Below are 14,640 nucleotides of genomic sequence, written 5' to 3'. Positions count from 1 at the left end.
AAACGGGATCCATGGAGGCCATCATCAGCGCGTTCAAGGGCATCCGCGATTGGGTGGTCTTCACCGACAAGAGGGTCATCGCGGTCAACGTCCAAGGCATGACCGGCAAGAAACGTGATTTCACATCCCTTCCCTACTCGCACATCCAGGCGTACAGCGTGGAGACGGCGGGACGTTTCGACTTGGACGCCGAACTGGAGATGTGGTTCAGTGGCCTGGGCAAGGTAAAGCTCGAGTTCGCCAGCGGCGTGGACATCCGTGCCATCGGCCAGTTCATCGCCGGCAGGATCCTGTAAGCACAGGCCCGCATAAAGAGAATGTCCCAAGGGCGTTGGCGCACCGTGGCCCGCGAACAGTTACGCTTCCATTCGCAAGCAGCCGGACGATGCGAGGGCCGGACTGGAATCACCCCAGTTCGGCCCTCCTGTTTCCAGCCGAACGTCAAGCAATTTCTTCGATGACCTCGGCCTCGGACGCCTCCGACGAGGTCAGGTCTCGCATCTGCCATGATATGCCTCCCGAATATCCTCGGAAGTGCACCTTATGTGCACCTTATCAGTGTGACAAACGGCTAGATACGTGCGATAAACCGCCATTCCCCGTGAATGCGAAAAACGGCGTGATTCCGCACGTTCCGGCAACCGGAATCGTTGGAATCACGCCGTTTTGCGGGGCGGTCTACTTGCCCTTGGAGACGTTGAATTTAAATTCGACGATATCGCCATCCTGCATGACGTAGTCGCGGCCTTCCTGGCGCAGCTTGCCCTCCTCCTTGATCTTCGCCATGGAGCCCTGGGCAGCGATGAAATCATCGTAGGAGACGATATCAGCCTTGATGAAGCCCTTTTCGAAGTCGGTGTGAATCACACCGGCAGCCTGCGGAGCGGTGTAGCCCTTGTGAATCTGCCAGGCACGCACTTCCTTTTCGCCGGCGGTCAGGAAGGTGGACAGGCCCAACGTGTCATAGCCCACGCGAGCCAGCTGGTCGAGACCAGACTCGGCGAGACCTGCATCGGCCAGCATTTCGCGAGCGTCCTCCTCGTCCAATTCGGTGAGGTCGGCTTCGAACTGGGCGTTGAGGAAGATCGCGGGTGCCGGTGCCACGGACGCGGCGAGCTCGGCCTGCAGATCCTTGTTCTGCAATTCGGAGTCGTCCACATTGAACACATAGATGAACGGCTTGGCCGTCATCAAGTGCAGGTCATAAACGGCCGTCTTGTCAAAGCGGCCTTCGCGCGCGGCCTTGTCCAGAGTTTCGCCGGATTCGAGAATTGCCTTGGCCTCTTTCACAGCTTCCATGTAGGCGGGCTCGATCTTCTTGCCGCGCAGATCCTTCTCCAGCTTGGGCAGTGCGTTGTCGATGGTCTGCAGATCAGCAAGAATCAACTCAGTGTTAATCGTGTCAATGTCGTCGGCCGGGTCGACATGACCGTTGACATGCACAATATCATCGTCTTCGAAGGCGCGCACGACTTCGCAGATCGCGTCGGCTTCACGGATGTTGGCGAGGAACTTGTTGCCCAGGCCTTCGCCTTCGGAGGCGCCCTTGACGATGCCGGCGATGTCGACAAAGGTGACGGTGGCGGGCACGATCTTCTCGGTGTGCACGAGCTTGGCGAGCACTGGCAAGCGATCGTCCGGCAGGGGCACGATGCCGGTATTCGGCTCGATGGTGGCGAACGGATAGTTCTCCGCGAGCACGTTGTTGCGGGTCAATGCGTTAAACATGGTGGACTTGCCAACGTTTGGCAGTCCCACGATTCCGATGGTAAGAGACATGGTTCCCTAGCTTAGCTTTCCCGCTGGTCAGCCGACGATGGCGTCCACGGCTTTGATGACGGAACCTCGGAACGCGCTCTCCTCCAGCGAGGCGACACCCTTGATGGTGGTGCCGCCGGGCGAGCAGACCGCGTCCTTCATAGCGCCGGGATGAGTTTCAGTATCGAGATACAACGCGCCGACACCTTCGATCATCTTCGCAGCGAGACGATAGGCGGTGGCACGCTGCAATCCGTATTTCACGCCGGCATCGCCCAAGGCTTCAAGATACATATCGGTGAAGGCGGGCGCACAACCGGCCACCACCATGGCGATGCCCATATGCGCGGTATCGACACGCTCGATAAGGCTGATCGGAGAGAACAGACCTTCGAAAACCGTCGTCTCATCATCAGAAAGCGTATTGACGGACTCCGTAACAAGAACGCCCTTGCCTACGGCCATCGGCGTGTTCGGAATAGTGCACTGCACGTGCACATCCTCGCCCAGCAATTCCTGATATTTCGCCAGATCCCAGCCGGCGGCGATGGACACCACGAATTTGCCTGGCTTGGCCAATGCCTCAGCCAACGGTCCCAGCACAGCTTTGATCTGGTAGGGCTTGATGGCCACGACAATCACGTTAGCGGCCTCGATCACTTCGGCCGGCGTGTGCAGCGGCTTCACGCCGAGTTTGGCGGCATTGGCTTCAAGCTTGTCGAAATGTGCGGCGCAGGCGACGATTTGCCCACCTTCAAGCACACCGGCATTCACCCATCCCTGAGCGATGGCCTGGGCCATATTGCCATATCCGATAAATCCAACGGCAGTGTTCATAACAGTCCTTTCTAAAACAGTGCTTCCAGGTCGCCGCGATTCAGCGACTCACGCCATAGGTGAGCGAACACTTCGGAGCCGTGCAGGCCGTCGTGTTCGAATTCGTTGGTGGTCCAGTAGTGCGCGTTGCCGACGCGGCTCAGCGTGTCAAGCTGCATACCGGAATCCACGTACATGTCGTCGAAGTACACGGCCGCCTGCAGCGGCACTTCGTTGCGTGCCAGCTGTTCGGCATCGTAGAGGCGTCCAAAATGCGTATCGTCCATCAGCACGTCCATGGCAGCCTTGAACGGACGCAATGCCTTTTCCTGTTCGAACATCCAGGGGAACATGGCTTCGCCGGTGAAGTTCAGCGGACGTTTGTCAGCCTCAAATTCCGAACGAGCATCGCGCACGCGCTGTGCCGCCCAGCGAATCGGCTCATTCATCTCACCGTTGGCGTAGATGAATTCCTGCAGCGGCCAGTACAACGGGCGCGAGGATGTGGCGTTCATCACCTTGGTGAGGAATTCATCGCTTAACGGCGAGCTGGCAGCGGCCGAACCGTCACCATCCAGGAAGGCGTCGTCAAGAATCCAGTGCACGCGTTCGAAACTGGGTTTCATACCGAAGTCGCTGCCCAAGCATTGCAGTCGCTCGACGGTTAACGGGTCGCCGTTCGGCAGCAGCGTTACATCGCGTCCGCTTTCCGCGACCCAACGTCCATCGGCGAGTACCAGTTCGCCGGCTGACGGCAACTTATCGGCCACAGCGGCCACACGTTCGATATCCTGCGGATAGCGTTCGTAGAACTGTGCGGTTTTGCGCATCATACGCGGGAAAGTGTGTTCGTACACCTCAGTTGCGTCGGCGGGCACATGCGGGATGCCGCCGGTGGTGAAGCTAGCGGTTACGCCCTGCGGATACAACGACAGATACGTCAAAGTAAGGAATCCTCCGTAGCTTTGACCAAGCGTAACCCAGTTGCGGCCTGCGAATTCGGTGAGCCTTAGGTGTTCGAAATCGCGCACGATGGAGTCGGCCAAGAACTTCTTCAGATACGCAGCCTGCGCTTGCGCGGCAATACTTGCCCCTGCAGCGGAGCCTGATTCCGACGCTCCACCGCCGAGAGCAATCGCGCTCTCCCCCTCATGCGCGGCGGCAATCGCGGCCATGGTGTGCGTGTCCACGCGCGATGATCGGCCGGTGCCGCGCTGATCGGGCAGAATCACGCGGAAATGTTTGATGGCCTCCTCAATCCAACCGTCAGAAGTTGGGCTGTTGAGACGTGGGCCGGCACCACCAGGGCCGCCTTGCAGGAAAATAAGCAACGGCAGGTCGTCGTGCACGTGTTCAGGAGCGGTGACCACGCGGTAGAACAGTTTGATGGTTTCTCCGGCGAATCCTTTGCCGGGTTCGTGGCCGGACCAGTCGAGCGGCACATCGATGGAATGGTCTTCGACGGCCAAGCCTGGCACATAATATTTCGCAAGCAATGTCATGCTTCTATATCACTCATGCCGCGCGACAATCCGCGCCCGTTCCCATTCATGATCCGCCTTCGACATGCCGTTCACTGTGGCAAGCATGCATGCGTATAGTCCGCGGGACGGATAGCGCTGAGGCTGGCACCCGCGTTAGGCTGAACGGTATGACAAAAGGCGTGACTTGGCTGCGACAGCTGCGACGTTGGATGGTGGATAACCCACTGTTTGTGGATACGTTGGGAATGCTTTTCATGGCTTTGCTTGTCATATCGTCCGCCGATACCATGACTTCATGGTCCGGCATCTTATTTGAACAGTCATCTTTGAGTGCTGCAATCTGGACGCTTATCGTCATGTTCCCGTTGGTGTTTCGTCGGCGCTGGCCGCAGGCCGCTGCGCTGGCATTCGTCGTGTTGGTGCTGGCACAGCTGGCATTCGGCCCGGCACTGATAGTGGGCGATTTTTTCGCGCTAGTGATGGTGTATTCGGTAATCGTGTACGGGAATCCCAGGCATACACGTGCGTTCATCATACTGACGGCTGCTATGACCATAATCGCTTCCGTTGCCATCGGCTTCGCAGTAGATGCAGGCCCACTGCTGTCATCGCTACCGTCTCCAGCCGAACACATCTGTCGTTCCGCAACGGGCACCTTCGCAATGACCCGCGATTGCGCTCGCACGGTGATCACCGAAATTATCGGCGTTGGTGTAGCGATTACGCTCTGCGTACTCTCGGCGATTGTGCTCGCCTTTTGGCAGCGTGCCCGACTCTATACATTGCAGCTGATGCGAGAACGCGAGCAGGCGTTGTTGGCCAGCGAGCGCGAGGAGCAACATATTGCCGCTTTGGCGGAGCGGGCGCGCATCGCCCGTGACATGCATGATGTGGTGGCGCACACGCTGTCGACCATTATCATTCAATCGGATGGCGGCCGATATGCGGGTGCACATGATTCTGTGGTTGCACGCAGCACGATGGAGACGATTCGCAACGAATCGCAACGTGCGCTGGGTGATATGAATCGTTTACTGACGGTGTTTGGATGGTCGGCGAGCGCTGGGTATGGCGATATCGATTCGTTGGTGGAGCAGTCGCGGGCTGCGGCGGGTGATGCTTGGACGCTGAATCGTCGTGTTGTCGGTATTCCTATGCCGCAATCGTTGAGTGATGAGGCCAGTATGGCTGCGTATCGACTGGTGCAGGAGGCGTTGACTAACGTGCGCAAGCATGCGGGGATGACTGCCGGATTGCATGTGGATATCGTCGAACACTGGGAGGATCACGGCGTAACCATTCAGATCTCGGATGATGGCCGTGGATCCCAAGCCAATGAGGATGGGCATCAGCCGGGATATGGTCTGATTGGCATGCGCGAACGCATCGAAGCGGTCGGCGGATCTGTAGCGTCCGGCCCGCGTCACGACGCCCGTGGGTTCGAGGTCGCTGCATTCCTCCCCTATCAGTCCACGCCAGTCGCTGCTTCCCATCAGTCCGAGCCGACTGCCTCCTATCGTCACCCCGAACAGGACTCCTCCTACCATTATTCAGAGCAGACTGTTCCCTCCTTCTCCCGTTATCCCGAACCGACCGCACCTTCTCGTTCTGCTGAACCGGCCACGTCCTTCCCTATTCCCATCCCCCTGCCTCTCTCTGCAGCGGCCCACGCGCTACGCAGCGAACCCATCGACCAGCCGGACACCATCCATGGCGCACGTCTCAACTGGATCGAACGGCTCTCGCAGTGGACGGAACGTCATTATCTGGCCATGGATGTCATCGGCACACTTGTTTCGCTGGCGTTCATGTTCGCGCTCAATATCACGTCGCCGACCCTGTTGAGCACATCTGGGGCGATCGATGATTCGATGACATACGTCTGGCTGTCCGAATGGTTCGTCAGCATTGGAACAATCCTGCCCTTGATGTTCCGACGTCGTTTCCCTGATGCCACGGCTTTGGTGGTGGCCGGAGTGTCGGCGTTTCAGCTTGTTTTTCTGCCGTCGGTGCTGTTCATCAATATGTTTGCGTTGGTCGCGTTGTATTCCGCAGTGCTGTACGAGCGCAGGCATACATGGAAACGTTATGCGATTATTTCGCTGATTATCTCCGCATTATTCGGCGCAAAAATCTGGTCGACGATGGTACCCATCCTCGACGGTTCAACCACGGTCAGCGACTTTTCGCTTGCCTCTGCAATCTATCAGGTGGCAACGGGGCAGAGAGCGTTGTTCAACAGTGAAACACTCTATCAGAATTGGATACCTGTGCTGTATACGGTAATGCTTCTGCTGTGTTGTTCAGCCACGATCGCCGGTGCCCTGTGGTCGCGTTCTCGCGGATCGAATGCGTTGGTGTTGCAGGCGCGTGAGGAAGCGTTGCGTGCCGAACGTGCCAAGCAACGTGTGTTGGCGGCGAATATGGAGCGTGACCGTATCAGCGCGAATATTCAAACTGAGGTGACGGCGACGCTGACCAGCGTGGATGCACGTGCTGAAGCGGGGCTCATGATGTTGGATGAGGCAGCCGAACGCGGCGAAGAGCCGTCCAGTGAGGCAATTGTTGCAGCGTTCGAGGCAATTGGGCGGCAGGGGCGTGAGGCGTTGGCTCATATGCGCCAGCTGCTTCGGGTACTGCGAGAAACCGGCTTCAGCGATGAGGCGCACTTGGCCGATGCGGAGCATCCTGGTTTGCAGCTTGCCCCGGCTGCCTCGTTGGATGAACAGTTCGCCAACGCTTCGTCCGGTTCGTCCCGGTGATGTTTTCAGGGAAAAATCAGGGTGTATGAATCCGCCGCGTCGCGCGTTGATTCGTCGATGATTCGATAAGGTGACAGGTATGAGTGAAGAACAGCGGATTCGTGTGGTGATTGCCGATGATCAGGAGCTGGTGCGTGCCGGCTTCGCTATGGTGATTGGCTCCCAGCACGATATGGTGGTGGTCGGTCAGGCGAAGGATGGTATGCAAGCCGTGGCATTGGCCGAACAGTTGCGCCCCGACGTGGTATTGATGGATGTGCGCATGCCCGGCATGGACGGCTTGGAGGCCACGCGCCGCATCACTGCGCTGGGTTCTGCCGAAGACGGCACCGCAGGTCAGACGCGCGTGATCATCCTGACGACTTTTGATTTGGACGAGTATGTGATGGCCGCCATCAATGCTGGCGCATCCGGATTCCTGCTGAAGGATACGGAGCCCGAGACGTTGTTGAGTTCGATTCGCACGGTGTTCGACGGTAATGCGATTATCGCCCCATCTGCAACCAAGCGACTTATCGAAAAAATGATGCAGGATGGTTACGCCAACGCCCATGACGCGACGGCCGCAGGAACATCTGCTGATTATCGTGGCATGGGATTGAAAGCCGGTTCCGGTATTGCGGATTCTGGCGATCGAAGCGTCGCCGAAGGCCCGTCTGGCTACTACACCGATCCTGAACTCGACGATCTGACCGACCGAGAGCGTGAGGTGCTTATCGAAATCGCGCACGGGCTGAGCAATCAGGAGATCGCCGACAAACTGTTCATTTCCCTGCCCACCGTCAAAACCCACGTGGCGCACATCCTCGCCAAAATCAACGCCCGCGACCGCGTCCAAGCCGTCGTCTTCGCCTACGACAATCACCTTGTTTAGTCATGTGAGATCCCTCGACTTCGCTCGGGATGACGAACAACCATTATCAACGTCATCTCGAGCGAAGCGAAGCGGAGTCGAGGGATCTCACATCGTAAGAGACAAGTCAGACCATGACGGATTCTGCTTATTAATCAAAGCGTCCTTCTTTTCTCTCCGCCATTTTTTCAGCTGCTTCTCACGGCTGATCGCCTCATTAGCCGTCGGATATTCTTCTGCATAAACCAACTTATGCACGTTGTATTGCTTGGTGAATCCATCAATCAACTTATTTTTATGCTCAAACATTCGTCTGTGGATGTCACTTGTCATCCCAATGTAAATCACCGAATTACTCGCGTTTGCCAATATGTATACGTAATACATGATTCTCTCCTTTGAGACGGTGAATACAGCGTAGCGGAGCCAGAGGATGTGAGATCCTTCGACTCCGCTACGCTCCGCTCAGGATGACGTCTTTTAGGCTTCAGCCAGGGCTTCGACCGGCGGCGTTTTGACGGCTCGGCGGGCGGGGAAGACGCTGGCGAGGAGGGCGGCAATGGCGGCGATCAGCAGGACGATGCCGTTGGTGGCCCAGTCGAATGGGAACACGGTTTCACCGTACAGGCTGAACACCATGTATGAGCCGGCCCATCCGAACAGAGTGCCGAGCGCGATACCGGCCACGCCGGAAACCAGCGAGATCAGCAGCGCTTCGACGGCGAGCGAGCGGCGCAATTGGCCGCGCGTCATGCCGATGGCGCGCAGGGTCGCGGATTCGCGGGTGCGTTCGATCACCGACAGGCTCAGCGTGTTGGCCACGCCGATCAGGGCGATGAGCACGGCTACTGCGAGCAGTCCGACCAGCATGGCCATCATCGAGTCGATGATGCTGCTCCATTGCGCGCGTTCCGCGACAGGGCCAGCCAAAACCACACCGGATTCATCCGTCAACGCATTCTGCAGTTCGCCGAAAATATCGTTTAGAGAGCGATCACCCTCTTCGATGCGCATCAGCGTGATATGTCCGCTCGTTTCGAGAGAACCACTAGTGAACAGCGCGTCGCTGACGAATGCGACGGCTCCGTATGCATTGGAGACGCGACGGTAATCGCTTTGCGTGACATCAAGATCCAGCGCTTTGCCGGTGTCTATGCTGCCGTAGTCATCTGTCAGTTTGAATCGTTGCATGCCATCGAAGATCAAGTGCGCACCGCTGACGGAATATTCAGGCATCAGCACCGTATGCTCGTCGATTACGGCATCATCCAGATCCGCGCGCACCACGTCTGCCACCTGCGCCTTATCCTTCACGCCGACCAGCAGTACGGAAACCTCATGTCCAGCTGTGTCCTTGACATACGCGGTGGCCGTGGACGCGTAGACTAAATCATCTACGCCTTTGACATCGGACAGAGCTTCACGGGTGGAGTCGCCGATATCCCCCATGGCGACCACGTCGACCGCATAACGGGTGGAGAGTGATTCGTCCATGGTCTGTTTGCCGCTGGCGGCTCCGGTGGTGATGGTGGAAACCAAGGTGACACCAATAAGCAGGGCGGCTCCGGTGGCGGCCACACGGCGGGCGTTCTTCTGAATATTTGCATGCGCGACCTTGGCCGAGGGGCCGGTCAGCGAGACAAGCGCACCGAAGGCTTTGATGAGCAATGGCAGCCAGAACACGGCGGTAAGCACCACGCCGATGAACACCAGAGCGCACCCGGAGATGGCAAGCAGCAGAATCGGCGTGTACACATCGCTGGAGTCATCGGGGGCAGTGAGCATGCCATGCATCTGCCACAGAGCCACGGCGGTCATCGCAACGCCGCCCACCACCATCAGCGTGCCGAATACACCACGCACGACGCTCGAACGTCGGGTATCGGTTAGTTCGATCGGACGCAGCGCCTCCAAAGGAGTGACTGAGGTGGCGGTGCGGGCGGAACCGAGCGAGGCAAGTATGGTCATGATGACGCCGAATGCCAACGGCACCGCGAACACTGGCCAGGTGATCACCAGAGACGCGTGCGCGCCGAACATCGAATCAAGCAGGCTGGAGTTGCATACCACAGCCATCAGGCCGATGCCAAGCAAGATGCCGAACAGCGAGGCGATTGCACCCAGCACGCCGGCTTCGAAGAGCACGGATGCATAGAGCTGCCCTTTCTTTGCGCCGATTGTGCGCAGCAAGGCGAGCGTGCGACGTCGTTGGGCGACCAGCACTTGGAAGGTGTTGGCGATGACCAGCGCGGCCACGAGCATGGCGAGCGCACCGAATCCGAGCAGGAAGATGGTGATGACGCTTGTTCCGCCGTTATTCAATGTCTCCATGGCCTGATCGCCGTAATCTTGGCGGGAGACGGTGTGCATGGTGTCCGGCAGGAGCGGGGCAATTGCGGCGAGTGCGGATTCGGCTTTGGCCTCATCGAGATCGAACAGCAACATGGTGGTGTTGACTTCGGAAAAATTGTTCGCGCCGATCATGGCGGCGATTACATTGCCGGAGGCTACGGCCGCGCCACCGTAATAGGCGTAGGCGCCGTTGGGATCGTCGGTCAGGCCGACCACACGCACGTCGATTTCGGTGGCGGCTGCGCCGAGATAGGTCTGGTGTTCGGAGTTGTCGACGGTTATGGTGTCGCCCACCTGTACGCCGAGTTTGTCCGCCGTTGATTCAGGCAGGGCGATCTCGTTGTTGTCGACGGGCTGGCTGCCTTCCGTAATGTTCACCGGCAGGAGCTTGGTCTCTTTGGCGGTGTTGACGGCGAACACGGTCGCAGGCTTGGCATTGTGCGTGACCTGCATGGTGTCGCTGGTAACCGCATATACGTCGTTCACGCCGTCGATAGTGCGGATGCGGTCGACGTTTAGGTCGCCGACGGTCATGGTGGCAAGCGTGTTGTTTTGCTCATCGGTCAGGCCGTCTTTCGGGGTGGCGGTATAGTTCGCGCCGCCGAGTTGAGCGGTCAACTGGCTGCGTAGCGAGGAGTCCATCGCATTGGCGAACAGGAAGGTCGATGCGATGAACGCGGTGCCGATCAGGATGGCGATGCCGGCGGGGATGAGCATCCTCGCGCTTTTCTTCATAAGTTTCAGTGTGATGGAAAACATGGGTTTGCTCTTCCTGCATTAGCGGCGGTGGCGGGCACCGGCGGGTTCGGGGGCAATAGGCGGTTCGAGAAGGGCTCCGCGGGCGGCGCGTTCGCGTTCGGCCATCAGCAGTTCGTTCATCACCTCGGCGGTCGGATTGGCCTCGTCGGCCACGATGCGCCCGTCGGCGAACACGATGGCACGGTCCGCGTAGGAGGCGGCAACCGCATCATGCGTGACCATGATGATGGTTTGGTTCAGCTCTTTGACGGATCGTTTGAGGAATTCCAGCACTTCGGCGCTGGAGACGGAGTCGAGGTTCCCGGTCGGTTCGTCGGCGAATACGAGCGAGGGCTTGGAGATCAGTGCGCGGGCGATGGCGACGCGCTGCTGTTGGCCGCCGGACAGTTCGTTCGGCCGGTGGCCCAATCGCTGTTCGAGACCAAGTGTGTGCACCAACTGGCGGAACCATGCGCGATCGGGCTTGTCACCGGCGAGCGTGAGTGGCATGAGAATGTTCTGTTCGGCGGTGAACATGGGCAGCAGGTTGAAGCTTTGGAAGATGAAGCCGATCTTCTTGCGGCGCAGCAGGGTCAGCTGGTTATCGTTCATGGCGGTGATGTCGCCGCCGTTGAACATGATGTGCCCGCCGGTGGCCGAGTCGAGGCCTGCGAGCGTGTGCATTAGCGTGGATTTGCCTGAGCCGGAGGGACCCATGATTGCGGTGAACCGTCCCCTTTCGAAGCGCACGTTCACGCCGCGCAGCGCGTGCACGGTGTTTTCGCCGCGCCCATAATCCTTGATGAGATCGACCGCTTCGATGGCGGTCGGATAAGCCAGATTTGTTGCCACATTCATGGGTTGCTCCCTGTTCGTTGTTTCGTCCACTGGTCTGTCGGCCCCGGACTTTGAGCCGGGTGATACTTCCAAGGTACGAATCAACGCCGGCACGCCCCATCGTGCGCCGGGAGGAAATGCTCACAGTGCCTCATCATCCCCAAGAATGAGATGGCAGCAAAACAACAAAAGGGCTTCGCGCCGAATTATCTGGCGCGAAGCCCTTTATGGGTAAGTGAGTATGTAATTATCCGAGTTCACGAGTCACGCCCAACATGCAACTCACGTTCTCAGCCCCATAATGGACGGTGGCGCGCAACGCCCTTCGCGTTGCACGCCACCACTTTGGATTCATGTCGGTCGCCATCCCCCGATGCCGTCCGTCACGAACGTGTGGTTACTTGGCCAGGCCAGATTCGCGGAGTGCGGCGAATGCGCCCTTGAGGTCGTCGAGGATGTCCTCGATGTTCTCGGTGCCGATGGACAGGCGGATGGTGCCCTGGTGGATGCCCTGATCCTCGAGCTCCTCCAGAGTCTCCTGGGAGTGGGTGGTGGAGGCCGGGTGAATCACGAGGCTCTTCGCGTCGGCCACGTTGGCCAGCAGGGAGAACAGGTGCAGGTTGTCGATGAACACGCGTGCCGCATCCTTGCCGCCCTTGATGTCGAAGGTGAAGATCGAGCCGGCACCGTTCGGGAAGTACTTCTTGTACAGCTCGTGATCCTTACGACCTTCGATCGAGGGGTGCGAGACGGATTCGACTTCCGGCACGGTCTGCAGGTATTCGACGACCTTCAGCGCATTCTGGACGTGACGTTCGACGCGCAGGGACAGGGTTTCGGTGCCCTGCAGCAGCAGGAAGGCGGCGAACGGGGACAGAGTGGCACCAGTGTCGCGCAGCAGGATGGCGCGGATACGGGTCACGAAGGCGGTGCCGCCGAGTGCCTCGTAGAAGTTGAGGCCGTGGTAGGAGGGATCCGGCTCGGTCAGGGTCGGGAACTTGCCCGGCACGGCGGCCCAGTCGAAGTTGCCGCCTTCGACGATCACGCCGCCCAGGGTGGTGCCGTGGCCGCCGATGAACTTGGTGGCGGATTCGACCACCACGTCAGCGCCGTGCTCCAGCGGACGGAACAGGTACGGGGTGGCGAAGGTGTTGTCGACGATCACCGGCAGATGATGCTTGTGAGCGATTGCGGAGATGGCTTCGAAGTCGGGCAGGTCGGCGTTCGGGTTGCCGAAGGTTTCGAAGTAAACGAGCTTGGTGTTCTCCTGGATGGCGTCCTCGAACTCCTGCGGGTTTTCGGCCGAAACGAAGGTGGTGGTGATGCCGTCGCGCGGCAGGGTGTGGCGCAGCAGGTTGAAGGTGCCGCCGTAGATGTTCTTGGCGGCGACGATGTGATCGCCGGACTGGGTGATGTTGCGCACGGCATATTCGACGGCCGCGGCACCCGAAGCGACGGCGAGGCCGGCGGTGCCGCCTTCGAGAGCGGCGATGCGATCCTCGAACACGCCCTGGGTGGAGTTGGTCAGGCGGCCATAGATGTTGCCGGGGTCGGCCAGTCCGAAGCGGGCCTCGGCGTGGTCGAAGTTGTGGAACACGTAGCTGGTGGTCTGGTAGATCGGCACGGCGCGCGCATCGGTGGCCGGGTCGGCCTGCTCTTGGCCGACGTGCAGCTGCAGGGTTTCGAAGCGGTAGTTCTTGTTCTGGTCGCTCATGGGATTGTCTCCTTGGGTTGGGCTATGCGTTTGTTCCTGGCCACCCTGCCTGCCGGCTGGTCGGGCGGTTGGCGAGGTGATGGTTATGAACCTACTTCGCCGCAGACCCCCGGCGCAAGCCCAGCGTTATCGCCGTTGCCTATAGGGGCTTATAACCCGTTGGAATCATTGGGGTTTGACGCACTTGACAAGCAGAAATTACCACTGTAAAAACCCGCGACACGCCGACACCATAGGTGCGACTAAAGTCAGGCATCAGCAGCCGGCCGCAGAACCGGCGATTGATTGCAAGGAGAGAAATATGACCGATGTCACCCTATTCGACCGCGACCCACACTATATTCCGCGCGTGGCCGCCGTGCATGACATGTGCGGCTATGGCAAGTGCTCGTTGACCGCCGCCATTCCGATTCTGTCGGCAGCCGGCTGCGACGTGTGCCCGGTGCCGACCGCCTTGTTCTCGGCGCATACGATGTACAAGGATTACACCTTCCACGACACCACCGAGATTTTGCCGGCGTATCTGGATGCCTGGCGCAAGGAGGGCGTGGAGTTGGATGGCGTCTACTCCGGATTCCTTGGTTCGGCGGATCAGGTGGCGTTGATTCAGCGCCTGTACCGCGAGTATCCGAACGCTCTGCGTCTGGTGGATCCGGTGATGGGTGATGCGGGCAAGATGTATCCCACCTACACCGATGAACTGTGCGAGGCGATGGGTGCCCTGGCCGACGGTGCGGACGTGCTGATGCCGAATCTTACCGAGGCTTCGATTCTGACCAAACGCGCTTATCCGGGCCAGGACATCGATGAGAAGACCGTGGAGGAAACGTTGGAGGCTCTGCTGGCGTTGGGCGCGAAGAACGTGGTTCTCAAGGGTATCGACCGCGGCGACGGTAAGATTCGCAACTATGTGGCGTCGGCTGAGACCGGTGCGTCGGCGGCCATCGAAATCGCCCATAACAAGCTGCCGTATATGATTCACGGCACGGGCGACGCCTTCGCCTCCGCCCTGTGCGGTGCGGTGCTTGCGGGCAAGCCACTGGCCGAATCGGCTCGCATCGCCGGCGAATTCGTGCGTCATGCGATGGAAAGCACCCGCAACCAGCCGCATTTCGAGGAGCGTGGCGTCAGCTTCGAGCTCAATCTCGGTGAACTGACCACCCTCGTGCGCTAACACCTTCCCCGCTTTTCCAGCATTCCCATCGGTGTTGTGGATGGCTTGTGGATAAGTCGCAACGACTATCCACCGGTTATCCACAACACGCCAAACCGCGTCACTGTATCCACATTTGCCGGTTGCGCTTGCGCCCTCGCATACCCAGCACC

At 59.1% G+C, this 14,640-nt stretch carries 10 protein-coding genes and 1 pseudogene; 4 read left to right on the top strand and 7 right to left on the bottom strand.

The features are described from left to right. Positions 1-11 precede the first annotated feature (11 nt). Complete coding sequence (locus tag G1C95_RS01715) at positions 12-296, top strand: PH domain-containing protein (RefSeq protein WP_240947368.1); 285 nt, start codon at positions 12-14, stop codon at positions 294-296. A 382-nt stretch (positions 297-678) separates the two neighbouring features. Here G1C95_RS01715 and ychF read toward each other — a convergent pair whose 3' ends face one another. From ychF to G1C95_RS12750, 3 genes and pseudogenes are all read right to left on the bottom strand, one after another. Continuing rightward, a complete protein-coding gene (gene ychF / locus G1C95_RS01710) occupies positions 679-1,779 on the bottom strand; it encodes a redox-regulated ATPase YchF (protein ID WP_169171200.1) in 1,101 nt (366 codons plus the stop codon). A 27-nt stretch (positions 1,780-1,806) separates the two neighbouring features. Beyond that, complete coding sequence (gene proC, locus G1C95_RS01705; RefSeq protein ID WP_169171199.1) at positions 1,807-2,595, bottom strand: pyrroline-5-carboxylate reductase; 789 nt, start codon at positions 2,593-2,595, stop codon at positions 1,807-1,809. A 725-nt stretch (positions 2,596-3,320) separates the two neighbouring features. Then, positions 3,321-4,076, bottom strand: a pseudogene (locus G1C95_RS12750) (alpha/beta fold hydrolase); the annotation flags it as partial. On the opposite strand from G1C95_RS12750, the gene G1C95_RS01695 reads away from it, so the two are divergent. Both G1C95_RS01695 and G1C95_RS01690 read left to right on the top strand, forming a co-directional pair. After that, positions 4,070-6,820 (top strand): sensor histidine kinase, encoded by a 2,751-nt coding sequence (locus tag G1C95_RS01695; RefSeq protein ID WP_470287739.1) that lies wholly within the window; start codon positions 4,070-4,072, stop codon positions 6,818-6,820. The pseudogene G1C95_RS12750 and the gene G1C95_RS01695 overlap by 7 nt on opposite strands. Before the next feature lie 79 nt (positions 6,821-6,899). Next, positions 6,900-7,694: a response regulator gene (locus G1C95_RS01690; protein ID WP_169171196.1), complete on the top strand. Its 795-nt coding sequence runs from the start codon at positions 6,900-6,902 to the stop codon at positions 7,692-7,694. An 87-nt stretch (positions 7,695-7,781) separates the two neighbouring features. On the opposite strand, the gene G1C95_RS01685 is transcribed toward G1C95_RS01690, so the two are convergent. The 4 genes from G1C95_RS01685 to G1C95_RS01670 form a co-directional block, all read right to left on the bottom strand. Next, positions 7,782-8,060 (bottom strand): GIY-YIG nuclease family protein, encoded by a 279-nt coding sequence (locus tag G1C95_RS01685; RefSeq protein ID WP_169171195.1) that lies wholly within the window; start codon positions 8,058-8,060, stop codon positions 7,782-7,784. A gap of 93 nt (positions 8,061-8,153) precedes the next feature. After that, the gene (locus G1C95_RS01680; RefSeq protein ID WP_169171194.1) at positions 8,154-10,784 is read right to left on the bottom strand and encodes an ABC transporter permease; all 2,631 of its coding nucleotides are present in this window, start codon (positions 10,782-10,784) and stop codon (positions 8,154-8,156) included. A gap of 18 nt (positions 10,785-10,802) precedes the next feature. Then, positions 10,803-11,621 carry an ABC transporter ATP-binding protein gene (locus tag G1C95_RS01675; RefSeq protein ID WP_169171193.1) on the bottom strand — a complete coding sequence of 273 codons (819 nt, stop codon included), beginning with the start codon at positions 11,619-11,621 and terminating at the stop codon, positions 10,803-10,805. A gap of 376 nt (positions 11,622-11,997) precedes the next feature. Continuing rightward, positions 11,998-13,314, bottom strand: a complete 1,317-nt coding sequence (locus tag G1C95_RS01670; RefSeq protein WP_169171192.1) for an O-acetylhomoserine aminocarboxypropyltransferase/cysteine synthase family protein — start codon at positions 13,312-13,314, stop codon at positions 11,998-12,000. A gap of 301 nt (positions 13,315-13,615) precedes the next feature. On the opposite strand from G1C95_RS01670, the gene G1C95_RS01665 reads away from it, so the two are divergent. Beyond that, a complete protein-coding gene (locus G1C95_RS01665) occupies positions 13,616-14,488 on the top strand; it encodes a pyridoxamine kinase (RefSeq protein WP_169171191.1) in 873 nt (290 codons plus the stop codon). The last annotated feature ends 152 nt before the right edge of the window (positions 14,489-14,640 follow it).

Origin of the sequence: Bifidobacterium oedipodis (assembly GCF_012932425.1) — a bacterium.
In the GTDB taxonomy this organism is placed as follows: Bacteria; Actinomycetota; Actinomycetes; order Actinomycetales; family Bifidobacteriaceae; genus Bifidobacterium; species Bifidobacterium oedipodis.
Note: the sequence above shows the minus strand (reverse complement) of the source record. Positions and strands in the feature narration are given on the sequence as shown.